Consider the following 24,071-nt stretch of genomic DNA (forward strand, 5'->3'; position numbering starts at 1 on the left):
GAGCGCCGAGCGAGGGTTCACGTGGACCCTCGCTCGGCGCTCGGGCTCGGACCCGCCACGGGTCCGGTTCCGCCGGATCTGGCATCACTCCTTGTCCTTCGCACGCGGGAGCTCGGGCTTGTTCGTCGCCGGCAGCAGTTTGATGAGGTCCTGCTTCACGGCGGCGTGCTTCTCGTCCCTCGCGAGGTTGACCCACTCGTAGTCGTCGTTGTCGTGGTCGTAGAGTTCTTCGTCCCCGTTCGCGTACCGGATGTACCGCCAGCGATCGGTGCGGACCGCGTGGTTGTTCAGGTGGAACGTGGTGATGCCGGGCTTGTCCCACGCGGCCTTCGGGTCGAGCAGTAGCGGCTTGATGTCCTCGCCCTCGACGTGCTTGGGCCGGTCGATCCCGCACAGCCCGCACAGCGTCGGGTAGACGCTCATGAGGTCCACGGTGCGGCCGGACACCCCGCCCGCCCTCGTCACCCCGGGCACGACCCAGACGTACGGCATGCGGGTCGATTCCTCCCACAGGGCGAACTTCCGCCAGTGCTCCTTCTCGCCCAAGTGCCACCCGTGGTCGCCCCAGAACACGATGATCGTGTTCCCCTTGTGCGGCGACTTGTCGTAGGCGTCGAGCAGGCGGCCGACCTGGGCGTCGCAGTACGCGATCGCCGCGAGGTAGCCCTGCACGGCCTCCTTCCACCGCCCGGACTTGACGATCGCGGCGTGGTCCCCGTCGGGCTTGGCCATCTTGATCCCGGCCGGCGGCACGTCCTTCAGGTCGTCCTTCGCCGCGGGGGGCAGCTCGATCTTGTCGAGGGGGAACAGGTCGTAGTACTTCTTCGGCACGTTCCACGGCATGTGCGGCTTGTGCAGCCCGACCGCGAGGAAGAACGGCTTGTCGTGCTTCGCCCCCAGCTTCGCGATGCCGTAGTCGACGGTGCTCTCGTCCTGGAGCCTCGAGTCGTCGGTGAGCGGCTGGAACCGGATCCCGCCGACGCCGTCGTTCTTGGCGTCCGGGTGGGGGGCGGTCTTCTCCTTGTCGCCGACGAAGTAGTCGGTCCACTCGCCGGGCCGGTGCGCGCTCGCGTGGTAGATCTTCCCCGCGCCGTACACGTTGTACCCAGCGTTCAGGAACTGCGTGGTGAGGGTCCGCTCCTTCGGGACCACCGGCTTCCAGTCCTGCCCGTTGTCGTACACGCCGCTGGAGCCGGGCCGCAGCCCGGACATGAGCGCGGCGCGGCTCGGGTTGCACACCGGGCCGGCGCAGTAGGCCCGGTTGAACGTGACCCCCATTTTCGCGAGGCGGTCGATGTTGGGGGTCTTGGCCTGGGCGTTGCGGCCGAGGTGCCCGACCCAGTGGTTCAGGTCGTCCGCGGCGATGAACAGCACGTTCGGCCGGGCCGGCGGGTCCGCGGCGACCGCGGGCCGGGCCACGCCGGCGATGATGAGTGCGGCAATGGTGTATCGCATCGCAACCGTCCTTAGAGGAATCGTTCCGCCCACAGTTTACGACCGGCGGCGGGGCGCCCGCCGGGGAAACGACCAAGCGGCCGCGGACACCGGCGTCCGCGGCCGCCGCGACCGGCACCGACCGGGTCACGAGTCGATGACGTCCGAGATCACGTCGCCGTACACGTCGGTCAGGCGGAAGTCGCGGCCGCTGTACCAATACGTGAGTTCCTTGTGGTTCAGCCCCATCAGGTGGAGGAGGGTGGCGTTCAGGTCGTGGACGTGGGCCTTCTTCTCGGCGATCTTCTGGCCGTACTCGTCGGTCGAGCCGTACGACGTGCCGCCCTTCACCCCGGCCCCGGCGAGCCACATCGTGAACCCGTCGACCTGGTGGTCGCGGCCGTCGGCCGACTGGCCCGCCGGGGTGCGGCCGAACTCGCCCCCGAACAGCACCAGCGTGTCCTTGAGCAGCCCCCGCTGCTCGAGGTCGGCCAGCAGCGCGCCGACCGGTTGGTCCACCTCGCCGCACCGCCGGGCCATGTCGCGGCGGAGGTTGTTGTGGTGGTCCCACCCGGTCGAGGTGACCTCCACGAACCGCACCCCGGACTCGACCGCCCGCCGGGCCAGCAGGCACTGCCGCCCGAAGTCGTCGGTCGGCTCCTTCCCGATGCCGTACGCCTCCAGCGTCGCCTTCGTCTCCTTCGACAGGTCGAACAGCTTGGGTAGGGACGTCTGCATGCGGAACGCCAACTCGTACGACCGGATGACGCCGTCGAGGTCGCCCTCGTTGGCGGTGCGGACGGGCCGCGACTTGTCCAGGTCGGCGAGCAGGTCGAGTTGGCGCCGCTGGGCGTCGGAGTCCCACCGCGGGTTGGTCACGTCGCCGAGGTTGGCCCTGGCGATCGGCTGGCCCTCGCCGCCGATGCGGGTCGCCTGGAACCGCGACGGCATAAAGGCGTTGCCGTAGTTCTGCGCGCCGCCCACGCGGGTGAGCGGGCTGAGCACGAGGAACCCGGGCAGCTCCTTGTTCTCGGTGCCGAGCCCGTACAGGAGCCACGACCCGAGCGACGGGCGGGCGAACCGGAACGCCCCGGTGTGCATCTGGAGCACGGCCTGCGGGTGGTTCGGGATGTCCGTCGTCAGGCTCTTGATGACGGCGAGCTTGTCGGCGTGCCTGGCCACGTTCGGGTACAGCTCGGAGATCCACTGGCCGGACCGCCCGTGCTGCGCGAACTTCCACGGCGAGCCGAGCCACCGCCGCGGGTTGCCGCCGCCGGTGTCGACCGCCCCGCCGTCGTCCTTCTGGAGCCGCGGCTTGTAGTCGAACGTGTCCACCTGCGACGGCGACCCTTGCAGGAACACGAAGATCACCCGCTTGGCCTTCGGGGCGTGGTGCGGCTTCGGCGGGTCGTCGGCGGCGCGGGCCCGTTGCTCGTTGAGCAGGCCAGCGAGGGCCAGGGAGCCGAACCCGCACGACGTGCTGCGCAGCCACTGCCGGCGCGAGTGGGCCGGGGCAAAGAACTGGTTCACGAACGGACTCCGTCGGTGTGTTTGGTGGGGGTGAAGGGCCGGAGGTCGGGTGAGAACTCCGGCCCTTGCGTGGGTCAGAACAGGAACCGGAACTCCGGGAGCGCGAGCAGCGCCTGGGAGACCGCCGTCCACGCGGCGAGGTCGCGGGCCTCCGACGTGTCGCCGTCCTTCGCCGGCCATTCGGCCAGGAACTTCAGCACGCGGTCCCGCTCGGCCCGGGTGGGGGAGCGGCCGAGGACCGCGAGGTACGCCCGCTCGACGCGCGCCTCGTCCGTCGCCGCGCCGGCCAGGAGCCGCCGGGCGAGGTGCTCCGACTGCTCGAGGGCGAACGCCCCGTTGAGGAGGTACAGCGCCTGGTTCGGACTGGTCGTCGTCTCCCGCTGGCCGGCGACGAGGCTCGGGTCGGGCAGGTCGAACAGCGCCAGCGCCTCGGGCGGCCGGTTGCGGAGGACCGGCAGGTACACGCTGCGGTGCCGCGACGGCCGCTGCACCGGGCGGAAGTCGGCGTTCGCGCCCAGCTCCCGGGCCCCGAGTTCGGCGACCGGCGAGCCCACCGGCCGGGTCAGGTCGAGCCGCCCGCCGGCCGCGAGCGCCGCGTCGCGGAGGGCCTCGGCGTCGAGCCGCTTCCGGTTCCACCGCCACAGTGACACGTTCGCCTCGTCCCTCGCGAGGTTCGCCTCGTCGTCGGCGCCGGCGAGTTGGTACGTGCGGCTCAGCACCAGTTCGCGGACCGTCTGCTTCACCGACCAGCCGCGCTCGACGAACGTGACCGCGAGGTAGTCGAGCAGTTCGGGGTGCGTGACCTTCTGGCCCTGATCGCCGAAGTCGTCGACGGTCGGCACCAGCCCGACGCCGAACAGCTTCGCCCAGATGCGGTTCACCGCGACGCGGGCGGTGAGCGGGTGGTCCGGCCGGGTCAGCCACTCGGCCAGCTCCCTGCGGCCGCTCGCCGTCTCGGGGATCGCCGGGGTCTTCGGCAGGTTGATGAGCGTGAGGAACCCGCGGGGGACGACCGGGCCGAGGTTGTCGGCCTCGCCGCGGACGCGGACGGCGATGTCCTGCGGGGCCGCGCGGTCCGCGACCCCGATCGCGGTGTGCGCCGCCGAGGCGGCCGCGAGCTTCGCCTTCGCCTGGTCGAGCCTCTGGACCGCGGCCTGCACCTCCTGCTGCTTCGCGCGGAGCGCGTCGATCACCGCGGGGGTCGTCCCCGGCTTGGCGTCGCCCGGGGCGGCGGCGGGTTCGCCGGCGGCCACCTCGGGCCGGAGCCGCCGCAACTCGTCCCGCTTGGCGGTCCACTCCTTCTCCAGCCGCGCGACCTCGGCGACCAGCTTCGGGTCCGGGGTGGACGCGCCCGACAGGGCGACGAGCAACTCCGGCTGGCCGCCGGCGCGGGTCCGGTTCTGGATGCCGGCCCTCGTGTCGGTGCTCCGCAGGATGCCGGCGATCGCGTAGTAGTCGGCCGCCGGGATCGGGTCGAACTTGTGGTCGTGGCACCGGGCGCACCCGACCGAGAGCCCGAGCACGCCGCGGCCGATGTTCTCGATCTGCTCGTCGGCGACGTCGAGCAGGAACGACTCGCGGTTCCGCTCGTTGATCCCCTTCGGGCCCAGCGCGAGGAACCCGGTCGCGATCCGCAGCGCGTCCCGCTCGGCGGGCGTCGCCGCGGGGAGCAGGTCGCCGGCGACCTGCTCGCGGACGAACCGGTCGAACGGCTTGTCGGCGTTCACCGCGTCGATGACCCAGTCGCGGTACCGCCACGCCTGGGCGTACGCGAAGTTCCGCTCCTTGCCGGTGCTCTCCGCGTACCGCGCGACGTCGAGCCAGTGCCGGCCCCAGCGCTCGCCGAACTGCGGGCTCGCGAGCAACTGGTCGACGATCCTCTCGCGGGCCTTCGCCGAGGCGTCCCTCTCAACCGCGGCGACCTGCTCCGGGGTCGGCGGCAGGCCGACGAGGTCGAACGTCACCCGCCGCAGCCACACCACCGGGCCGGCGTCGGCGACCGGGGTCGTGCCGGTGGCGAGTTGCTTCGCGCGCACGAACCGGTCCACCGGGGTCGCCGCCCAGGTGTCGCCCTTCAGTTCGGGGACCGGCGACTTCTTCGGCGTTTGGTAGGCCCACTCCTTGCGCGCCTCCTCGTAGTCGTACTTGCCGCGGCTGACCGGCTTCGCCTCGGGCACGCGGGGGTCGGGCGCGCCGATCTCGACCCACCGGGCGAAGTCGGCGATCACGTCGTCCGGGAGCTTGCCGGCCGGTGGCATCTCCGGCCCGTCGTGCCGCAGGGCGGCGAGGAGCGTGCCCTTCTTCGGCTCGCCGGGGACGACGGCCGGCCCGTTCTGCCCGCCGATCGCCAGCCCCGCGCGGGTGTCCACGCGGAGCCCGCCCTTGGCCTGGACGTTGCCGGCGTGGCAGCTGTAGCAGCTCCTGGCGAGCACCGGGCGGATCTTCTTCTCGAAGAACTCCAGGTCGTCCTTGGACGGCTCGGCCCCGCGGCCGGGGGCCGCGAGGAGCACGAGCGAGAACGCGGCGACGATGCGCACGCCGAGTGTCATGGGTGGGCTCTCCGGGGAGGTAGGTGTCTGTGGTTCGGGCCGGGAGTTCAGAACGGGCCGGGTCCGGGTGGTGCGCACCCCGGGATCAGGCCGGCCGGGGCGTCGTCGGCGTCGTACTCGGGGGCGAGGTCGGGCCGCCCCTCCACGGTGACGAGGAGCCGCAGCGGGCCGACTCGCAACTCGTCGCCGTCGATCAGGTGGCACGCGCCGGTGAGCCGCTCGCCGTTGACGAACGTGCCGCCGGCGCTGCCGAGGTCGCGGACCACCGGGCGGCCCTCGCGGTCTTCGACGACACAGTGGAGGGTGCCCACCCCGTCGCCGGCCGGCCGCAGGTGGCACCCGCGGCCCCGGCCGATCAGGAACGGGAGGGGCCGGCCGGCGAGGACCCGCCCCTCGTGAGCGCCGTCGAGGACGGTGAGACCCCAGGTTCCGTTCGTGGTGTTCATGGGCACCTCGGCTCGGGGGGACTCGGGTCAGTAGTCGCCCAGCACCTCGCCGCCCGCGAACGTGATGATCGCCGCGAACGTTCGGATCGGGACGTTCTCGTTGACGAACTTGACCGACCCGTCGCAGAACAGGATGTTGGCGCCGCCGGTGTGGAGGCTGAACACGTTCTGCTCGTTGGAGCAGTTGATGGCGCACGGGCCGGGGCCGGCCGAGCCGTCGTACTGGGTCCCGAGGAAGCTCGGGATGTCGCTGGCGCCGGGCCGGAGCCACGCGCCGCCCGTCGTGGGGTCGGTGTCGGGGGTGCCGACCGCCTTCTTGGCGCGACCGAGGTACTTCTGCGGCCGCGCCGCGACCTCGGCGATCAGAAGCGTGTTCGACGTGCCGTCGGTGATCTCGGTGACCCGCCGCTCGTACAGCCCGTTGGGGTACGGCCCGGGCGTCCCCTCCAAGGGGCGGTTGATGTTCGTCAGGACGCCGTACACCTGCGGCTCGGTCGTCGCCTCGGCCAGCCCGGCCGCCCCGAGGGCCGGGTCGACCTGCTGGACCGCGGTGTAGTCGAAGTACGCGAGGCTGTTCCCCGCGCCGTTGTTGTAGACCCCGACGCGCACCTGCGGGCTGACCGCCGGGCACGTCAGCACCTTGATCGGGGCCGCGCCCAGGGGGGTGTTGTTCGCGTCGTTGTTCCACCCGCTCTGGAGGTTCAGGCTCAGGCGCAGGTTGCCCTGCTCGATGTACGGCAGCAGGAACGCGGCCCACCCGAGCTGGGTCGGCTTCGCGTCGGCCGCGTACTTGCGGCGGTTCTTCGACGAGTGGAACGTGCCGTTGGCGTTCTCGTAGTTGTGGAACGCCAGCCCGACCTGCTTGAGGTTGTTCTGGCACTGGATGCGGGCCGCGGCGTCGCGGACCTTCTGGACGGCCGGGAGCAAGAGCCCGATCAGGATCGCGATGATCGCGATCACGACCAGCAGTTCGATCAGCGTGAACGCCTCGCGGCGGCGGGTACTCGACATGGACGGGTCTCCGTGTGTGGCGCGGTTCGGCGGCTCAGAGTTCGAGGGGCGGGAGCTGGTTGGTCTGCTTCTGGATCGTGACGCGCGGGGCCGTCGGGCCGTCCGGCCGGCGGTACTTCCCCTTCAGCTTGTCACCGCCCTTGACGACCACGGCCTGCTCGGGGGTGCTCGTCACGTCGTACCACACCACCGTGACCACGTAGTCCCCGGGGGGCGCGCCGTCGTTCTCGCCGAACGTGCTGAGCTTCACCACGCCCGCCTCGTCCACCTTGCCGGTCGGCCGGGGGGCGGCGGGGTCGGTGGCGCCGACCGGGTGCAGCACGACGGTGGCCCCGGCGGCCGGCTTCTTCTGACTGAGCACCTGGAACTCGGCCGGGTACGTGCGGTCGGCCCGAGAGCACCCGACCGAACCGAGCAGGGCCACGCCGGCGAGGGCGGTGAGTAGGTGGCGGCGGATCATCTCTGCACCTTTTGAGGGCGGGGCGTGCGGTCCCACTGGGACGCGCCGGCCCCGACACACGCCGCGCTGCGGGAGCGCGACGGAGTGAACGCGGCGCGGCGACGGGCCGGCCAGCGGGTTACGGGTGATCAGAACGAGAGATAGGTGGAGTCGCGCGACGCCCGGTGAGGAGCCGGTGGCGTGCGTCGGCGGTCCGGTCGAGAGAGATGCGGGCCGAAGAGGCGCCCCCGATGAGGAGTCGGGGGAGTCGTCGCGGGGCGCGGCGGCGAGGGGGCCGCGGCAGGCCGTCAACCGTCAACCGTCAGCGGGCCGGTCGGCCCGGGGGGTCACTTCTTGCCGGGGAGCTTGATCTCGGTCACCGCCCTGTCCTTGGTGGTGATCTCGAACTTGGCCCCGGCCTTGGCCTTCTCGTCGAAGTACTTCAGGACGTTCTCGAGCTTGGCGTCCCTGTCGCCCCGCTTCACCTTGGTGTCGTCGGTGACCGCGTAGGTGGCCTCCTTGGCCCCCTCCTTCACCGTCAGCTCCTTCTTCTCCTTGTCGAACTTGACGAACTCGACCTCGCCCGCCAGGGCCAGGCCGAGGGTGGAGGCGAGGGCCAGAGCGCTCAGCGCGAACTTCCGCATGGTGCGTCCTCGGTGCGACGGATTCCGGCGCCCGGCGGTTCGTCGCCCGCGTCGGCGTCCCGCTTATATATGACTATATCGATCGACTTTATCAAGATACTTCACCTCATTGCCTGTGTGTTTTGTCCCTCAGTTGGTGAACTTTGTCAGATTTGGTCGCTCATTCGCCCCGTCGGTGATCTCTTGTCGAGAGTGGTCGGGGGACCTCTCATGCGTCCACCGCTTGGCCGAGGCGTCAGCGAGGACCGGGCCGTCGGAGTTGGCGTGGTCACGACCAACCGGGACGACGCTACCACACCCACGAGTGTCGCACGGTGCGGCTCGGCCGCAGAGCCGGCCTCGACGCGCCCTATCCCTTGCCCAACACCAGATCGACGACCCAGCACCCGCGGACGTGGTCGCCGGTTTGGCGGCAGTGGACGAGGATGTCGTCGCTGTCGCACCCGGCGTCTTGCAGCGCATCGGCGAGAATGGGCATCGCGCCAAACTCGCGAGACTCGTACATCTGGTTGGCGAGCGCGACGACCGTTGACGTGCGCCACTCGGGCGCGACCGCGACGGGGCGGAAGGGATTGCCGAAGATGTCGCGCAGCAGTGGGCAAATTTGTGGGTAAACCACGTTTCTGCGAACATCCCGGTCACGCGCCCGTGACAGTCCTGATACCGCAAATGTTGTGGCAACATGGGTATCGGCTACGAGATTGGCTGCCTGCTTGGCTGCGTCCCACAGCCGGCCGTGACTCGCGAGAACGCACCGTCCGAAGCCCTGAATTCCGGCCTGTTCAGCGTTGCCTGATGACCAGAAGGAACTGCGGAAAGCATTCAATTGATTCAAATCAATGTCACCCTCCGCAAAGCTTTCAACGACCTCGACTAACTCGAAAAGTAGCCCGACCGGGGTGAGGTTTGGCGACTGCCGGAAACAAGCGCACAAATAGAGCCGCAACTTTCGTGTTGAGAACGTCTGCTGGCGGGCGCGGACCATGTCAAGCAATACTGCGGGGCTGTTGAGCGTGAACCACAGATCCTCACTCATCGCTCGCCCTCGCGGCGTGTAAGCCCGATGCGGTACACCGTACCACCGAGTGTGCGAGATCGGAAAGGGAGATGGGAATGGCCTCGGAGGGAGTCGAACCCCCGTTTCCTGGTTGTGATCCAGGTGTCGTGAGCCGTTGGACCACGAGGCCGGTTCGATCGAGTGCGGGGCGCGGAGTGTGGAATCAAACCCGGGGAGTGGCTCTCATTCCGCGTTCCGAACACCGCACTCCGTATTGCAAAGCAGCGGAAGGAGAGGGACTCGAACCCTCAAGGGCTTGCGCCTCGCCCGTTTTCGAGACGGGTGCCGTCATCCAGTCCACACTCGGCTTGCCCTTCCGCACGAATAGACGCGGCCGCCGCGGGCGGGTTCGCGCCGGTGCGGCAGATCCGGCCCGCGAGCAGGTAGCCGGCGACCGTCACCGGCACGAGCCAGCGGTTCGCCGTCCAGCCGGCCTCTTGCGTCGCGGCGAACGCCAGCAGGTTCACCGTCGCGTAGAGTGCGGTCGCCGCGAAGATCAGGTTGCGGCGGCCGGCGGCGGCGAGCCACGCGGTCGCCTGCACCACCGGCACCAGCAGCAGCACGAGGTCGAACACCCACGCGCCGTACGGGGCCGCCGCCACCGACACGAGCACCAGCCGCGGGAGCTCCGTCGGCCAGTCCCAGGCGCTGCGGCGGCCCCACCAGTACGCGCACACGAGCGGCACGGCGACCGCGAGCGGAACGAACATCGCCGCGAACGGCTGGCCGGGCAGCGCCGTGCGGATCGCGTACCCGAGCGTCGGGTGCTCCCAGTCGTGGAGCGTGTGGTGCGACTCCGCCTGCCTCGCACCCGTCGCCTCGCGGTACTGCGACCAGGCCGCCGGGTTCCACGCGAGCGGCACCACGCCGCACACCAGCAGCACCGCGCCGCCGGCCAGCACCGACCTCCGCGCGGGCCGGCCGCGCAGGGCTTCGAGCAGCAGCACCACGGCGAACGGCGCGAGCAGGTGCGGCTTGATCGCGGTCAGCGCGCCGAGGCACCCCGCGAGCGCGAACCGCTCGAACCGCACGGCGAACAGGAACCCGGCGAGCCCGAGCAGCAGGAACCCGCCGATCTGGCCGATCATCAGCAGGACCGCCGTCGGCGCGAACGCCCCGGCCACGGCGACCGCGACCCCGACGAACCGCCAGGTTCCTGCGAACACGCGCCAAACCATTGCCGCCGACCCCGCGACCGCCGCAAGGTTCAGCGCGAGCCAGAGCAGTTGCCCCGCGCGCCACGGGAGCGCGCCGAGGAGCATCGTGAGCGGGAGCGTCCACGGCGGGTTCCACATCATCTGCGCCTCGCCGGAGTCGTTGCCCATCGGCCGCTGCAGCGCGTACAGCACCTCGCCGTCGTAGGGGTTCTGGCCGTCGAGCGCGGCGCGCCCGGCCGACCAGTATTCCATGTAGTCGACCGGTCGAAGGAACGACGTGTCGGCGTGCAGTTCGCGGAGCTGCCAGCCGACCGCCAGGACGGCGGCGGCGAGTGCGGCGAACGTACCAAGGGCGCGAGGGTTCATACCGGACCATCGTAGCGTGCGGGGCGCGGGAATGACACGGCCCGCGCGAACCCGCTCCGCGGGGTCGCTGTCCAGATCGCTGTCCGTCCGATAATCCGCGTGGGCCAGTCGGCCCGCCACTCGGTCGGGCTCCGAGGAACACCCCTATGAAGCGCATCGCACTCGTGCTCGTGATCGTGTCCGCCGTGGTCGCCGCGGGGTACTTCGCGTTCCCCGACGAGGCCGCACAGTACGCCGGCGTGGCCGCCGGGGCCGCCGAGCGGGTCCGGGCCAACGTCGAAGCCAACCCCACGCCGGTCGCGCTCGCGCTCGGCACGTTCCTGCTGACCGTCGTGTACCACAAGGCCCGCGGCAAGTCGCTCCGCGAGTCCGTCGAGGTCGCCGCGACGCGCGTCACCGTCGTGTCGGCCCCGCCGCCGACAAGTGACGAGGGCGAGGCGTCCGTGGTCCGCCGGGCGCGTGCCCGGGCCACCCGCACGCAGTTGATGAGCGACCTCGTTGTCCTCCAGAACCGGCACCGCAAGCTCCCGGACGAGATCCTCCAGTTCGAGAAGGAGGTGTGCTACGCGGAGCAGGCGCTCGACGAGGCCGAGGCGAAGCTGGCGCAGCGGCGGAAGGTCCGCGAGGCGGCCGCCGCGAAGCTCGACGCGGCCCGCAAGGAGAAGGCCGAGGCCGACGCGGAAGTGGTGGCGATCGAGGTCGAGCTGAAGCGGCTCGCCGACGTGGCGTGACGAAACGCAGCGACCCGCCCCGTGTGGGGGCGGGTCGCGTTGGGCACATCGGTCCGCACCGGTCACGCGCCGCAGGAGCCGCACGACGTGGCGTCGGCCTTCCACCCCTGCTGCGCCTCCATCGAGTTCTTCTTGAGGTGGACGTGGGTGTCGACGTGGTCGACCCAGCCCATCGGGATGAAGTGGTGCTGCCCGTCCGGACTGTCCTTGCGGGTGAGCTTGATCGCGCCGCCCTCGACGTGATCGACCACCCCGACCTTCTTGCCGCACGACGCGATCACGTCCATCCGCTCCTCGACGCGGCCGCTGCCCGGTGCGCACCCCTCTTTGTGGCCCAGACCGGTCTTCTCCGCGACCCAGTCCTTGGCGTCCTTCGCCCCTTCGACAACCGCGTTGCCGGCGGTCTTCGCGGCGTCGGCCACGGCGTGCCCGGCGTTGGCGACGCGGTCCTTGAAATCGGCCATGTGAAGTCTCCTCTTCGATAAAGGGCGAACAGCGCCACCGATCCGTGTGGGACCGGCAGTGCCGTCGCCACAGCAGTTGCAACCGTCGTGCCGACTTCCCGGACACGACGGTCCGGGGATTGCACCGTAACGGGCGGGTGCGTTCGGAACCGCCCACCCGACGGAGGCCGCTGTGAGTAGTGAACTTGCCTGGTACGCCTCGATCTTCGGCGTCCTGTTCTTCACGGGGCTGGGGCTGCCGCCGGTCCCCGAGGAGGCCGGGATCCTCTACGCCGCCAGCCTGAACGCGGTCCACCCCGAGGTGCGGTGGCCGTTCGCGTGGCTGGCCACCGGCCTCGGCATCGTGTGCGCCGACCTGGTGCTGTTCGGCGTCGGGTGGAGGTGGGGGGCGAAACTGTTCGAGTACCGGTGGGTGCAGCGGTTCCTCAAGAAGGAGCGGCGGCTCCAGCTCGAGAGCCGGTTCCACGAGCACGGCATGAAGTTGCTCATCCTCGCGCGGTTCCTGCCGCCGCTGCGGACCGGGGTGTTCCTCATCGCCGGCGCGGCCCGGTACTCGGTGCCGAAGTTCCTGATCGCCGACGGGGTCTACGCGGTGTTCGGGGTGGGGCTGTTCTTCTTCTTCGGGACGTGGGTCGTCGGCGCGATCGACCACCTCCGGACGTGGGCCGGGCACTGGGCGATCTACCTCGCGGCGGCGCCGGTGGTGGTGTACGGCCTCTACCGCTACTACCGCTACCTGAGCACCCGCGAAAAGCGCGGCGACCCCGAAGCACCGGTGTCCGTGGCCCAGGGGCCGGCCGCAGCACCCCCCGACGGCCGGCCCGAGACCCGCCCCGAGGGCGCGCCCGAGGCGATGGCCGCGGCCCGGGAGCTCCTCCGCGAGTAGGCGCTCAGTAGTCCCCGCCCGGCGGGTTGCCGCTGGCCCGTGTCGTCAGTTCGCGGAGCAGCGGGAGTTGTGCGGCGTCGGTCAGCGTGAGGAACCGGACCGAGCCGTCGCCGAGCGCCGCGTGGCACCCGCCGCCGTGCTGCGAGCCCATCGCCGGGATGCGGTCGTAGCACGCCGCGCCGCCCAGCCCGCAGCCCGAGAAGTTGATCGGCACGTTGCTCGCCAGCGAGTGGTCCTGCATCGAGTTGTAGTTGCACCACGACCACCCGCCGACCTTCAACATCGCTACCTGCCCCGCGACGTGCGCCTCCTTGTAGGTGCGCTCGGCGAAGAAAAGTGTAGCGCTCAGTCCGTCGGTCACGTCCGCGACGGTGGTGCGGCTGTTGGGGTAGAACGGGCCGTCGAACGGGTACGTCAGCAGGCTGTCCTCGTCCGTCTGCGTCCCCTGCACGGCTCCGTAATTCGAGTAGGCAAACGTGTAGAAGCTGTACGTGACCGTCGGCGGGTTCGGCAGCACGTCGGACGGGCACAGCAGGAGCGGGACCACCTGCGACCCCGGCGACAGCACCGGGTCGGTCGCGGTGACGGTCTTGGTGTAGACGTACTGCGCGCCGAGCGCCGTGCCGCCGATGGTGAAGTTGTTCGAGAGCGCCGCCATGTTCTGGTACAGCGGCCCCTGCTCCAGGTATGGCAGCAGGACGGTCCAGATGGAGTAATACTTCCCGGCGTCGGGTGCGGGGTTCGGTGCCTTGCCGACGGTGACGATCTTGTTCGTGCCGAGGATCTGCCCACTGCCCGGCCCGACGACCACGTTGAACGCCGACGGGAACCGCTGGTTGGCGCTCTCGTAGGCGTGGGCCGCGAGCCCGACCTGCTTCAGGTTGTTGGCGCACTTCATGCGGGCGGCGGCCGCCCGAACCTTTTGCACGGCCGGTAGCAACAGGCCGATGAGAATCGCGATGATCGCGATCACGACCAGCAGTTCGATGAGCGTGAACGCACGCCGACGGGCACACGATGGGCGCATGGCCGGTCCGGGAATCGGGTGACGGGGAGCCGCTGGCGCGAGAGGATCGCCCGCGGTGGGTTGTTGATGCTACCCGGTCACGTTCGCAAGTGGAAGAGTCTGACGTGCGTTTTGGGACAATCGTGCGCCACGAATCAGATCGCCGGGGCGCTCACTTCAGGTCGAACGGGGGGAGCAGATTGTCCCCCGCTTTGACCTCGATCGTGAACGCTGGCTTCTTCGGGTCGTTGTACCGCCCCCGGAGGCGGTCGATCTCGTGCTCCGGGTCGCTCCGACGCACCACATCCGGCCAGGTGACACGCACCGCATAACGCCCGGGGGGCAACCCGTCCGTCGCGGTATTCGTGCCGAACCGGTACTCCCCCTTGTCGTCGGTAATCGCATCGAACTCGCGACCGGCTTCCGGGGACGGCCCAAGGGAAACGGCCGTCACCCGCGCCTCGACAGCGGGGGATGATTTCGCTGTGATCGTGCCGGAGACCGGGTAGGCCGGTTCCGGGGTCACGCTGATGTGACTGCCGCAGCCGACCGCGGTCAGGAGGATCACCGCGGCGACGGAACGAGCGACCGGCATTTCCATCCTCCGCGACGGGTTAGTAGTCCTCGCTCACCGGGTTGCCGTCGGAGCGACAAGCCAGCAGGTAGAGCGTCTTCATGGTGATCGAAGCGCTGAGGAACTTGACCGACCCGTCGCCCATCACGACGTTCGCTCCGCCGGTATGGAACGAGAAAATCTCGGCATCGTTCGAGCAGTTGATCCGGCACCCGCCCTGAATGTCTGCCGCCGTGTCGTTGGTCCCGCCGCCGCTGTTGAGGTTCCGCCCGAACCGTGTGGCCGGCGTCGGGTTCATCCGCGTGCCGTCGAGGGGAACGTACACCTCCGAGTACGACGCCCACACGCCGCTCGCGAATCCCAGACCGGTTTCGGACAGTTTAGCCGGGATACCGGTGGTCGGGCTCGGCCGCCACTCGGAGGGGCGGCCCGAACTCTCTGCCACCATGATCGTGTTGCTCAACCCGTCACCGATGCGGAGCAGCGGCGTGAACTCGTTGATCGCGAGTACACCGCGCAGGTCGTTCGCAGCCGGCATCGACATCCCTAGGGCGCTCCAGTTGATCGCCCTGTTCGGTCCGCGGGAATTGATGACGTAGTCCCCGAGGGCGGCCGACAACGTGCCCCACGTCGGCATCGACGCTTGGACCCCCGTGGTCGGCATGGGCGTGTAGAACCGGCTCGCTACGGTGATCGCCGACGGGCACTCGTACACCGGAATGCGTGTCGCGGCGGCGGGGCGGTTGGCGACGTCGTACCAGTCCTTCTTGAAATCGTATCCGTCCCCCTTGAGGAGTACGTTCCCCTGTTCCAAGTAGGGCAGTATGATCGCGAATCCGCTGGTCCGTGCATAGTTCTGCCAGATCGACCCGTTGGTCCCGGCTTTCCAAAACTCTGCCAGCCCCCCGATCGGAGCACTGGGGTTACTGCTGATGTCAATGGCGGCGGGAGGCAAACCTTGGCGGACGCCCTCGATGTTGTGCATCGCGAGGCCGATCTGCTTCAGGTTGTTCTGGCACTTGAGGCGGGCGGCGGCCTCGCGGACCTTCTGCACCGCGGGGAGTAGCAGGCCGATCAGGACGGCGATGATGGCGATAACGACGAGCAGTTCGATGAGCGTGAACGCGGAACGAAACGCGCGCATGATGAATCCCTCTCGATGAAAACGTGTCGTGCGGCGCCGGGCGACACGAGGCCCGGCCGCAAACGTTTCCCCGTCGGGGGCCGGCCGGGGCAGCGCCCGGCCGACGGTACAACACAACTCAGCCGGTCACTTCGCGTCGAGGAGGTGGGTGAGTGAGTCGTCCACCTCGCGCGACAGTTGCCAGTCGGTCTTGTAGTTCACCGGGGCGAACTTCACCTGCCCGCCCTTGAACGCCTTCGCCACCGACGTGTTCGGGACCGCGAACCCGGTGAACGCCGCCTTCACCCCCGCGAGCACGTCGGGCGGGAGGTTGTGCGGGACGCCGAAGCACAGCGGCGGGAACGAGTCCGACTTGTACACGCTGCGGAACTGCTCGGGCTTCACCTCGCCGGCAGCCACGGTGCGGGCGAGCAGGTCGTTCGCCACGCACACCGCGTCGTACCGGCCCGCGGCGACGTCCTTCACCGCCCGGACGTGGTCGCCGATGAACGAGAACTTGTAGTCCCGGCCGGGGAGCATCTGGAACTTGTCCCTGAAGATCACGAGCGGGGCCTTGCCGCCGGAGTTCGACGACAGCGCCACGAGCCCGACCGCCTTGCCGCGGAGGTCGGCCGGCGACTGCACCGGGCTCCCCGCGGGCACGAGGACCTCCATCTGGTAGGCGTACTTGCCGTCGGCGTCGGCCGGGCAGAACAGCGGGACGAACCCGGCCGTGTTCACGGCCGCCGAGACCTGCCCGGTGTTGAACGCGGTGACGTGGACCCGGCCCTCGGCCACCGCCCGCGCCTGCTCCAGAACCGTGCTGACGCCGGTGAGGTACGTTACTTTCTTGCCCGTCGCCTTCTCCAACGCCGCCATGAAGTCCTTCCAGTTCTCCTTGGCGGCCTCGGGGTCGTCGGTGCCGACGACCGAGAACACGACCTCGTCCACCTTCAGAAACTTGGCCGGGTCGGCGGGCGGGTCGGCGACGAGGTCCGCGTCCGCGTCGGCGTACCCGTCAGCGAGGGCCTGGGTCTTCGCGAGGTTGGTGATGTACGCCTTGAGCGCGTGCAACTCGTCCGGCGGGACCGGCATCGCGGTAGAGTAGACGTACGCATACCACCCCCCGGCCCCGACCAGAAGGAGGGCGACGAAGGCGATGGTGTACTTCCAACTGCTCGCACGGGCCGGGAGAGTTGCGGGTGCTTGGGTCGGGGGCTGCTGCTCGGCCGGCTCGCTCATGTGGTGCTTCTGCTGGGGACGGAGGCGACTCCGACAGGCCCATTATTAGACCCGTCTCCTGCCCGGTCAAAAGAAGAAGCGATGAAGTGTTCCGTCCCGGCGAGCGGCACAGAAGTCGGTGTCTTTTCGGTTCGAGGATGGGAGGACGAGTGCAAGTCGGAAGTTCCTCCCAGCAGGAGACGCCGGCGGACGTCGTCCCAGGCGGCAGTGCCGATTGCTCACCGGCCCGAGAACAGTACCACCCGGTTTCGTGACACCCTCTCCCTGTGTCACGAAGCCGGGTGGTATGTTGTTCGTCGCGACGACGACACGCGGAGCAAGACGCCTCTCCCCTCGCCGTGCTCCGCGTGTCGTCTCGTTGAGTGGTCCCAAAGCATCCCCCGTACCAATCGTTGCAACAAAGGCGTGTGCGCAGCAACTGTTATCCCGTGAACGGTTTGCGCGATGCGGTTTCGTGAGTAGAGAACTGGCCGCCACTTCGGCTTGCTCGCCCGTTGAGCGTTCTCGGCGGCGTTTGCCTCCAACTTCCGCACCGTCAGTCGGCGTCGTCACGGTGCGGACGAGCGGGCCGGTTCCACGAGCGTCCCCGCTCCGCTCGTCCGCTCCCGAGATAGCTCAAGGCGGCCAGTTCCTTCGCCCCGGTACCGGGGCCGTACTTCTTTCATCTGGCCTTCAGTGCCCGGACCCGCTCCAGGCGACCGCCACCGCCCGGTCGGCACCGCCCGCCGCGCGTCTCGCACCGTGACCCGGCACTCGAACGGGAAGGGCGCATCACGTCGGCTCGGGGCGAACGTACCCCTCAGCGTTCCACCCGGACGCGGGCCGCGGACCCCGCACCGGAACCCCCGCCGCCGGGAGGGTGCGGGGGAAATAGTTGGGGATCGGGCCGCGGCCGGTCTACGAATGCGGTGGTGAGGCACGCGGACCGAACGCGGCCCCCGCCGCCGGTGACCACCGGCGGGTCCGACCATTCGCAACTGGAGACACCGTGATGTTGAAGACCTTGTGCGCCGCCCTCGTCCTGTTCGGTGCCACGTCCCTGGCCGCTCGCGCGGAGGACGCCCCGAAGAAGGACATCGTGGAGGTGGCCGTCGAGGCCGGGAAGTTCAAGACCCTGGCCGCCGCGCTGAAGGCCGCCGGGCTCGTCGATACGCTCAAGGGCGAGGGGCCGTTCACCGTGTTCGCCCCGACCGACGAGGCGTTCGCCAAGCTCCCGGCCGGCACCGTCGAGTCGCTCCTCAAGCCCGAGAACAAGGACAAGCTCGTCGCCGTGCTGACGTACCACGTCGTCGCGGGCAAGGTGATGGCCGCCGACGTCGTCAAGCTGACCGAGGCCAAGACCGTCCAGGGCGGCAAGGTGACGATCGCCGCCAAGGACGGGAAGGTGATGGTGAACGGCGCGAACGTCGTGACCACCGATATCAAGGCGAAGAACGGCGTCATCCACGTCATCGACGCGGTGATCCTGCCGAAGTGACCCGCCCCGCGGGAGCGGTGCCCGCCGGCCCCCGGGCCGGCGGCACACTTCCTGCACCCGTGGTGAGAGCGTCGTCCGGGCCGCGGCCCGGACGACTCGCGCGCACAGCCGCGTCGCCCGCCACCACCCGGGAGCCCCCATGAACCGCGCCCTTCTGGCCGCCGCCGTCGGCGTCGGCGGGTACCTCGCGTACCGCGCCCTCCGCCCCCGCTACGACTTCCGCAACAAGCACGTCCTCATTACCGGCGGGTCGCGCGGGCTCGGCCTCGTCCTGGCCCGGCAACTCGCCGCCCGCGGCGCGCGGCTGTCGATCTGTAGCCGCGACGGGAACGAACTCGCCCGCGCCGTCGAGGACCTGACCCGCCGCGGCGCGAGCGTCGCGGCAATCGAGTGCGACGTCACCGACCGCGGGCGGGTCCGCGAGTTGGTGGCCGTCGCCCGGCAGGCGAACGGGCCGATCGACGTGCTCATCAACAACGCGGGGATGATCCGCGTCGGGCCGGTCGAGGAGATGCGGGAAGAGGACTACGAGGCGTCGCTGCGGACGCACTTCTGGGCCGCCCTGTACACGACCGAGGAGGTCGTCCCGGAGATGAAGGCCCGCGGGGCCGGCCGCATCGTCAACGTCGCGTCCATCGGCGGCAAGATCGCCCTGCCGCACATGCTCCCGTACACCGCCGGCAAGTTCGCGCTCGTCGGCCTGTCGCACGGGATGCGGGTCGAACTGGCCCGGCACGGCATCGTGGTCACCACCGTGTGCCCGGGGCTCATGCGGACCGGGAGCCACCTGAACGCCGAGTTCAAGGGCCAGCACGAGAAGGAGTACGCCTGGTTCTCGCTCGGGAACGCCACGCCGGGGTTCTCCATGAGCGCCGAGACGGCCGCGGCGAAGGTCCTCGACGCCTGCGCGGTCGGCGACGCCGAAGCGGTCCTGGGCCTGCCGGCGAAGCTGGGCGTGGCCGCGATGGCCGCGTTCCCGAACCTGACCGACGCGCTGCTCGGGCTCACGAACCGGTGGGCGCTACCCGAGAGGGGCGGCATAGGCACCGCCGTTGCAAAGGGGCACGAGAGCCGCGGCGCGCTGCCGGCCGTGGCGACGGCGCACATCGACCGGGCCGCGGCGCGGAACAACGAACTTCACGCCGCCGACGTGCCCCCGCCACTGCCGGCGGGGGCGCCGTGATGCGAGCGGCCGGCTCACACCGCCGCGGCCGGCACCGCCGGAACGGTTGCGCGCTGTTCCGGCACCCGCAGCTTCTGCTCGCAGTGCGCCGCGGTCCGCCGGTATCGGACGCGGCGGGCCGCCTCCAGGCACGGCCGCTCCACGAACCGGTAGAACACCGCCGCGGCGGCCAGGGAGAGTACCAGCGCCACCAGAACCAGCACGAGTGGGCCGCCGAACTTCTCGCCCCGGGGATCGAGCGAGTACACGCGGTACGCCACGGTGCCGTGGACGAGGTAGATGCTGTACGACCGCGTGCCCACCCACCGCAGCGCCTCGAACGCGCGCCGCCGGGGCAACTCGAACCCCTGGCCGATCAGCCCCAGGGCCGCCACCGCGACGGCCGCCCGCAGGAACCGCAGGTCGCCCGTCGCGTACCCGGCGGCCCCGGCCGCCAGGAGCGCCAGCAGGAACGGCCCCCGCCCGTCGCGCTGCACGGTCGCCCGGTACAGGAGCACGCCGAGGAGTATGAACCCGCCCCACATCGGGAGTGCGAACCCCGCGGCGGGGTCGTACGGGAACAGCCAGACGAGCAGCCCGCACCCGGTGGCCGCGGCCCACGCCTCGGTGCGGAGCCGTGCGGCCTCGTCCGACACGAGCGCCCGGACCGCCGCGACCGCGAGGAGCCAGAGCAGGTAGAACTGCTCCAGCGCGACAAGCGACCAGAACCCGACGGCCGCCTCCCGGACCCCGAACGCCTCCTGCACGAGGAACATCTGCGCGGCCACGTCCCCGGCCCCCGGGGCCGCCCGCCCGCCCCCGACCAGGACCCGGGCGAGCCACAGGTTCGCGGCCGCGAGGAGCACGGCCACCCAGTACGGCGGCAGCAGCCGCACGCACCGGCGGGCGAGGTACAGGCCCAGCGCGGCCCGCTCCCCCGGCTGCGGCCGCAGCGTGTGTGCGAGCATGAACCCGGCGAGCACGAAGAAGCTCTCGACGCCGAGCCGGACGTTGAGTACCCCGGCGGCCCCGCGCGGCCCGAGCCGCTCGGACAGGACGGCGTTGAGTTCGCCGGCGTAGAGGTGGAGCGCGACGAGCCAGAGGCAGACGACGGCCCGGAACGGGTCGATGTCGAAGCGGGGGCCGGTCGGATCGGGGCGTGCGGTGACCGCGTCCACGGGTGGGCTCCCTGGTACGATCGTCCTGCTGTCGGCGTGCCGGCCTGTTCGTCGTGAGCGGGCGGTGCGGAGCGGGGCGACCGAAAGACAACCGCCCGGAGCGGCAATCGGTGTGCCGGAGTGCGGCCGTTACGGCGAGCGGGGGCATGAGCCCCCCGAGTTCGGTTCGTCGCTCCGCGCGGAACTCGCGCTCGTCTCCCGTGGGTTACCCCGCGCGGACCTCGCCGCCGAGGAGCGTCAGGATCTCGCCGTTGATGTAACTGCTGTCCGCTTCCGACGCGAAGAACACGAACGCCGGGGCCACCTCCTCCGGCTGGCCGGGCCGGCCCAGGGGCGTCCCCGCGCCGTGCTCGGCGACCTTTTCGGCCGGCTTCGACACCGGCTGGAGCGGGGTCCAGATCGGCCCCGGCGACACGCAGTTCACCCGGATCCCGCGGTCGATCAGGTTCTGCGCCAGCGACTTTGTGAAGGCGTGGATCGCGCCCTTCGTCGCCGCGTAGTCGATCAGCGTCTTGTTCCCCTCCAGCCCGGTGATCGAGCCGCAGTTCACGATCGCGCCGCCCCTCGGCAGGTACGCGACCGCCGCCTTCGCCATGTAGAAGTATCCGTAGATGTTCGTCCGGAACGTGGTGTCGAACTGCTCGTCGGTGATGTCCTCCAGCTTCTGCTGCGTCTCCTGGAACGCGGCGTTGTTGACCAGCACGTCGAGCCGGCCGTACGCGGCGACCGTCTTTTCCACCGCGTCGCGGCAGAACTTCGGGTCCTTCACGTCCCCGGGCAGGAGCAGGCACTTGCGGCCCTCGGCCTCGACCGCCGCCCTCGTCTCCTCGGCGTCGGACTGCTCGACGGGCAGGTACACGATGGCCACGTCGGCCCCCTCGCGGGCGTAGAGCACCGCGACGGACTTGCCGATCCCGGAGTCGCCGCCGGTGATCAGCGCGGCCTTTCCCTTCAGCTTCTCGGCCCCCTTGTACAGCGGGGCCAGGAACCGCGGCTTCGGGTCCATCTTCGAGTCGAGGCCCGGCTTGGGCTGGCTCTGCGGGGCCATGGGGCCCTTGGGTTCCGTCTGCGTCGCGCTCACGGGGTGGACTCCTGGGCGGGATTTTCGGTGCGGGTCGGGGGCGGGGTCCGAGCCGTTCGGACCCCGTGGCGGGCGAGCAGGTCGCGTGCCGCCCGCGCGGCGGCCTTGTGTTCGGTCGCCCGCTCCTCGTGCCAGGCCACTGCCTCCTGCACGCGGGCGGCGGCGGCGAGGAACGTCTTGACCGCCGCGTCGAAACCGGGCGGGCCGGCCGGGTCGACCACGGCGTCCGCGGCGCGGGCCGCCTTCGACGCCCGCGCCGGCGGGTCGCCGGGGTCCCGCTCGACGACGCTGACGCTCCCGTCCGACTCGAGCGTCGCAAGTTTCACCCGCGTCAGGTCGTCGACTCCGCCCGCCCGGACCTGGGCCATCAACTCGTCGCCGGTGATCCCCTCGCGGTCGAGGTGCGCGCGGACCGGCCGGCCGTCCCGGACGAGGGCCAGGGGCGGCGGTTCGAGGAGCCGCTGGAACCACGGCCACCGGTTCCCGAGGCGGTCGAGGGCGTAGCTCCAGAACAGGAGCGCGAACACAGCGACCAGCCCGTTCGGGACGGACTTCGCTTCTGCCGAAAGGGCCGAGGACACGCACTCGGAGAGCAGCACCACCAGCATGATGTCCGGCAGGCCGATCGACCCGGTCTGCCGGCGGAGGACGACGCGGAACAGCACGATGAGCGCCAGGTACACGACCGAGCCGCGCACGAACGACCCCAGGAGCGGGGCGTCCGGGGCGAAGATGGCGGCCCACTCCGGGAGGTCGAACGCGCCCATCACCCCCTCCGGGTGCCGCCGTCGCGGGGCACCTCGCCGGTCTCCACGATGTGCCGGAACCGCTCCATGTCGGCCCGGATCTGGGCCTCCGGCGAGGTGCCGAACAGTCGCGCGACGGCGGCGCCGAGCTTGCCGGCCGGCGGGTCGTACTTCAGGGCCACCCGCACCTCCGTCCCCCTGCCGGGCACCTCGGTGAAGTGGACCGACCCGGCCGTGTCCACGTCGGCCCCGTCGAGCGACTGCCACGAGATCACCTTGCCCGGCTCGTCGGCGATGAGCTTCGCCTCCCACTGGACCCGGATCCCGAGCGGGCCGCGGGCCGTCCACAGCGACTGCCCGTCGGTCGTCGTGTCCACGTCGATCAGGTGCGTCATGAACCGCGGCAGGTTCTCGAGGTCCCGCCAGAACCGGTACACCTCGCGGGCCGGCTTGTTCACCACGACCGTGTGGTCGATGCGGGTGCCGTGCCGGGCCGCGATGCTGCTGTTCGGGGCCGTCGCGTCCGACCCGCTGACGCCGAGCGCCTGGTAGGCGGGGCAGTTCCCGGTCGCGGCGCGGTACAGGAGGTACCCGCCGACGAGCGACGAGAGGACCGACGGGCCGCGGCCGTCGAACCCGAGGGCCGCCAGCGCGCCGCCGGCGACGAGCGAGACGACCCGCTCCGGGGCGCTGACGTTGGTGCGGGCCTGCGGGAGCGCGTCGACGGCCCGGGCGACCGCGGACCGCGGCCCGGCGGCCGACTTGGCGGCGGCGGCGAGCAAGGTTGTGGCCATGAGGAACCCCGATGGTGGAAGGGACCAGCGGGCCATCCGTGCAACCGCTGTGCCGGCTCCCGCCGCCGCCGGCCGGGGAAAATCGCCCCGTTCGCCCGGCCGCCGCGGAATCGGCACCGCAATCGCGTGGGGGTCACGTGTCCCGCCCGGGCCGGCCCGGGCGCCCCCGGCCCGCCCCGCGCTCACGTCTCAATCCCATCCAGGCCCCGCACCATGACGCACATACACGCCGTCCTCCTCGACATTGATGGAACCCTGGTCGACAGCAACGACGCCCACGCCCGCGCCTGGGTCAAGGCCCTGGCCGAGAGCGGCCGCGAGGTGCCGTTCTCGGCCGTGCGCCCGCTCATCGGCATGGGCGGCGACAAGCTGCTCCCGCGGGTGAGCGACCTCGACGCCGAGCGGGGCGAGGGGAAGCGGGTGGCCGAGCGGCGGGCACAGATCTTCCTCACGGAGTTCGTGCCGCACCTGCACCCGACCCCCGGGGTCGAGCGGCTCCTCCGCGACCTGACCGAGCGCGACCTGCGGCTGGTCGTCGCCACGTCCGCGAAGAAGGCCGAGTTGGAACCGCTCCTGCGGGTGTGCGGCGCCGACCGGTGGATCGAGTCGGCCACGTCGTCCGACGACGCCGAGCAATCGAAGCCGGACCCGGACATCCTGCACGCCGCGATCGACAAGCTCGGCCTGCCGCGGGAGCAGATCGCGATGCTCGGCGACACGCCCTACGACGTGGAGGCCGCGCGGCGGGCGGGCGTCCGGGTGATCGCGCTGCGGTGCGGCGGGTGGGGGGCCGCGGACCTGGCCGCGGACGAGGTGTACGCCGACCCGGGCGACCTGGCGGACCACCTGGGCGAGTCGCTGTTGGGCCGCGGCGTGCGGAACGGGAAGTGACACCGGATCGCAGGGATTCGTTTCTTTGTTGGTGGGGCAGGCATTCGTGCCTGCCTCCGAAGGCGTCTGGAGGCAGGCACGAA

22 protein-coding genes, 2 tRNA genes and 1 pseudogene are annotated in these 24,071 nt (G+C 70.6%); 5 read left to right on the forward strand and 20 right to left on the reverse strand.

Annotation, left to right across the window (positions count from 1 at the left end; translation table 11 throughout):
• Positions 1-84 precede the first annotated feature (84 nt).
• From ACTIGN_RS03135 to ACTIGN_RS03185, 11 genes and pseudogenes are all read right to left on the reverse strand, one after another.
• Entirely contained in the window at positions 85-1,455 is a 1,371-nt protein-coding gene (locus tag ACTIGN_RS03135) for a sulfatase (RefSeq protein WP_439621232.1), read from the reverse strand.
• A 126-nt stretch (positions 1,456-1,581) separates the two neighbouring features.
• On the reverse strand, positions 1,582-2,964 hold the full coding sequence (locus ACTIGN_RS03140; protein ID WP_439621233.1) for a DUF1501 domain-containing protein: 1,383 nt from the start codon (positions 2,962-2,964) through the stop codon (positions 1,582-1,584).
• Between the two features lie 74 nt (positions 2,965-3,038).
• Positions 3,039-5,513, reverse strand: coding sequence for a PSD1 and planctomycete cytochrome C domain-containing protein (locus ACTIGN_RS03145; RefSeq protein ID WP_439621235.1), 2,475 nt, complete (start codon positions 5,511-5,513; stop codon positions 3,039-3,041).
• 47 nt (positions 5,514-5,560) lie between these two features.
• Positions 5,561-5,959, reverse strand: coding sequence for an FHA domain-containing protein (locus tag ACTIGN_RS03150; RefSeq protein WP_439621237.1), 399 nt, complete (start codon positions 5,957-5,959; stop codon positions 5,561-5,563).
• 27 nt (positions 5,960-5,986) lie between these two features.
• Positions 5,987-6,970: a DUF1559 domain-containing protein gene (locus ACTIGN_RS03155; RefSeq protein ID WP_439621239.1), complete on the reverse strand. Its 984-nt coding sequence runs from the start codon at positions 6,968-6,970 to the stop codon at positions 5,987-5,989.
• 34 nt (positions 6,971-7,004) lie between these two features.
• On the reverse strand, positions 7,005-7,430 hold the full coding sequence (locus tag ACTIGN_RS03160; RefSeq protein ID WP_439621240.1) for a hypothetical protein: 426 nt from the start codon (positions 7,428-7,430) through the stop codon (positions 7,005-7,007).
• A 326-nt stretch (positions 7,431-7,756) separates the two neighbouring features.
• Positions 7,757-8,053: a hypothetical protein gene (locus tag ACTIGN_RS03165; RefSeq protein ID WP_439621242.1), complete on the reverse strand. Its 297-nt coding sequence runs from the start codon at positions 8,051-8,053 to the stop codon at positions 7,757-7,759.
• A gap of 349 nt (positions 8,054-8,402) precedes the next feature.
• Positions 8,403-9,089 (reverse strand): hypothetical protein, encoded by a 687-nt coding sequence (locus tag ACTIGN_RS03170; RefSeq protein WP_439621244.1) that lies wholly within the window; start codon positions 9,087-9,089, stop codon positions 8,403-8,405.
• 78 nt (positions 9,090-9,167) lie between these two features.
• A tRNA-Val gene (locus tag ACTIGN_RS03175) sits at positions 9,168-9,240 on the reverse strand.
• Between the two features lie 95 nt (positions 9,241-9,335).
• Positions 9,336-9,428: transfer RNA gene (locus ACTIGN_RS03180), tRNA-Ser, on the reverse strand.
• A gap of 353 nt (positions 9,429-9,781) precedes the next feature.
• Positions 9,782-10,633 (reverse strand): annotated as a pseudogene (locus ACTIGN_RS03185) (glycosyltransferase 87 family protein); the annotation flags it as partial.
• 146 nt (positions 10,634-10,779) lie between these two features.
• Here ACTIGN_RS03185 and ACTIGN_RS03190 point away from each other — a divergent pair.
• Positions 10,780-11,364 (forward strand): hypothetical protein, encoded by a 585-nt coding sequence (locus ACTIGN_RS03190; protein ID WP_439621246.1) that lies wholly within the window; start codon positions 10,780-10,782, stop codon positions 11,362-11,364.
• Positions 11,365-11,426: 62 nt separating this feature from the next.
• Here the strand turns inward: ACTIGN_RS03190 and ACTIGN_RS03195 are convergent, their stop codons facing one another.
• Complete coding sequence (locus ACTIGN_RS03195) at positions 11,427-11,828, reverse strand: DUF2171 domain-containing protein (protein ID WP_439621248.1); 402 nt, start codon at positions 11,826-11,828, stop codon at positions 11,427-11,429.
• Between the two features lie 172 nt (positions 11,829-12,000).
• Here ACTIGN_RS03195 and ACTIGN_RS03200 point away from each other — a divergent pair, with 172 nt between their 5' ends.
• The gene (locus ACTIGN_RS03200; RefSeq protein WP_439621250.1) at positions 12,001-12,714 is read left to right on the forward strand and encodes a DedA family protein; all 714 of its coding nucleotides are present in this window, start codon (positions 12,001-12,003) and stop codon (positions 12,712-12,714) included.
• 4 nt (positions 12,715-12,718) lie between these two features.
• Here ACTIGN_RS03200 and ACTIGN_RS03205 read toward each other — a convergent pair whose 3' ends face one another.
• From ACTIGN_RS03205 to phnD, 4 genes are all read right to left on the reverse strand, one after another.
• The gene (locus ACTIGN_RS03205; protein ID WP_439621252.1) at positions 12,719-13,741 is read right to left on the reverse strand and encodes a DUF1559 domain-containing protein; all 1,023 of its coding nucleotides are present in this window, start codon (positions 13,739-13,741) and stop codon (positions 12,719-12,721) included.
• A 151-nt stretch (positions 13,742-13,892) separates the two neighbouring features.
• Complete coding sequence (locus tag ACTIGN_RS03210) at positions 13,893-14,321, reverse strand: carboxypeptidase-like regulatory domain-containing protein (protein ID WP_439621254.1); 429 nt, start codon at positions 14,319-14,321, stop codon at positions 13,893-13,895.
• A 13-nt stretch (positions 14,322-14,334) separates the two neighbouring features.
• Positions 14,335-15,438: a DUF1559 family PulG-like putative transporter gene (locus ACTIGN_RS03215; protein WP_439621256.1), complete on the reverse strand. Its 1,104-nt coding sequence runs from the start codon at positions 15,436-15,438 to the stop codon at positions 14,335-14,337.
• Between the two features lie 126 nt (positions 15,439-15,564).
• Positions 15,565-16,659, reverse strand: coding sequence for a phosphate/phosphite/phosphonate ABC transporter substrate-binding protein (gene phnD, locus ACTIGN_RS03220; protein WP_439621258.1), 1,095 nt, complete (start codon positions 16,657-16,659; stop codon positions 15,565-15,567).
• Between the two features lie 991 nt (positions 16,660-17,650).
• Between phnD and ACTIGN_RS03225 the strand changes: the two genes are divergently transcribed.
• Together ACTIGN_RS03225 and ACTIGN_RS03230 are read left to right on the forward strand one after the other, a co-directional pair.
• Entirely contained in the window at positions 17,651-18,136 is a 486-nt protein-coding gene (locus ACTIGN_RS03225; RefSeq protein WP_439621260.1) for a fasciclin domain-containing protein, read from the forward strand.
• Positions 18,137-18,275: 139 nt separating this feature from the next.
• Positions 18,276-19,319: an SDR family NAD(P)-dependent oxidoreductase gene (locus ACTIGN_RS03230; protein ID WP_439621262.1), complete on the forward strand. Its 1,044-nt coding sequence runs from the start codon at positions 18,276-18,278 to the stop codon at positions 19,317-19,319.
• Positions 19,320-19,333: 14 nt separating this feature from the next.
• Here ACTIGN_RS03230 and ACTIGN_RS03235 read toward each other — a convergent pair whose 3' ends face one another.
• From ACTIGN_RS03235 to ACTIGN_RS03250, 4 genes are all read right to left on the reverse strand, one after another.
• Complete coding sequence (locus tag ACTIGN_RS03235) at positions 19,334-20,476, reverse strand: acyltransferase family protein (protein WP_439621264.1); 1,143 nt, start codon at positions 20,474-20,476, stop codon at positions 19,334-19,336.
• 205 nt (positions 20,477-20,681) lie between these two features.
• Positions 20,682-21,524: an SDR family oxidoreductase gene (locus ACTIGN_RS03240; protein WP_439621272.1), complete on the reverse strand. Its 843-nt coding sequence runs from the start codon at positions 21,522-21,524 to the stop codon at positions 20,682-20,684.
• A 29-nt stretch (positions 21,525-21,553) separates the two neighbouring features.
• Positions 21,554-22,324, reverse strand: a complete 771-nt coding sequence (locus tag ACTIGN_RS03245) for a DUF421 domain-containing protein (protein ID WP_439621266.1) — start codon at positions 22,322-22,324, stop codon at positions 21,554-21,556.
• Positions 22,324-23,097, reverse strand: coding sequence for an SRPBCC family protein (locus tag ACTIGN_RS03250; RefSeq protein ID WP_439621268.1), 774 nt, complete (start codon positions 23,095-23,097; stop codon positions 22,324-22,326). Before ACTIGN_RS03250 ends, ACTIGN_RS03245 begins: the two co-directional genes overlap by 1 nt.
• A gap of 213 nt (positions 23,098-23,310) precedes the next feature.
• Here ACTIGN_RS03250 and ACTIGN_RS03255 point away from each other — a divergent pair, with 213 nt between their 5' ends.
• The gene (locus tag ACTIGN_RS03255) at positions 23,311-23,988 is read left to right on the forward strand and encodes an HAD family hydrolase (protein WP_439621270.1); all 678 of its coding nucleotides are present in this window, start codon (positions 23,311-23,313) and stop codon (positions 23,986-23,988) included.
• Positions 23,989-24,071 lie beyond the last annotated feature (83 nt).

This window comes from Gemmata sp. (assembly GCF_051859125.1).
Lineage (GTDB): Bacteria > Planctomycetota > Planctomycetia > Gemmatales > Gemmataceae > Gemmata.